The organism is Salmonella sp. NW177 (genome assembly GCF_051811585.1).
In the GTDB taxonomy this organism is placed as follows: Bacteria; Pseudomonadota; Gammaproteobacteria; order Enterobacterales; family Enterobacteriaceae; genus Salmonella; species Salmonella enterica.
Genome location: NZ_JAMMZV010000035.1, coordinates 1 through 298, shown reverse-complemented (window position 1 = coordinate 298; position 298 = coordinate 1). Strand labels below are relative to the sequence as shown.

The 298-nt window shown below is 61.7% G+C and carries 1 pseudogene; it reads right to left on the bottom strand.

The features are described 5' to 3' along the window. Nucleotides 1-298 (bottom strand): annotated as a pseudogene (locus NA986_RS24370) (sodium-extruding oxaloacetate decarboxylase subunit alpha); the annotation flags it as partial.

Here is a 298-nt window from a genome sequence, read left to right as displayed (position 1 = left end):
AGAATGCCGGACATATCCTTGATGGCAATCGAGTCAACGCCGGTTTCCAGCAACTGTTCGGTTAAATCCAGCCAGGTCTGCAGGGTGTGCGCCGGGCTGGTGGTGTAACTCAGGGTCCCCTGGGCGTGGGCGCCGTGGCTGCGCACCGCCTGCAGGGCGGCTTTCATATTGCGCGGGTCGTTCATGGCATCGAAGACGCGGAACACATCCATGCCGTTTTTCACCGCGCGTTCAACGAAGCGCTCCACCACATCATCGGCGTAGTGGCGGTAGCCGAGCAGGTTCTGGCCGCGCAGCA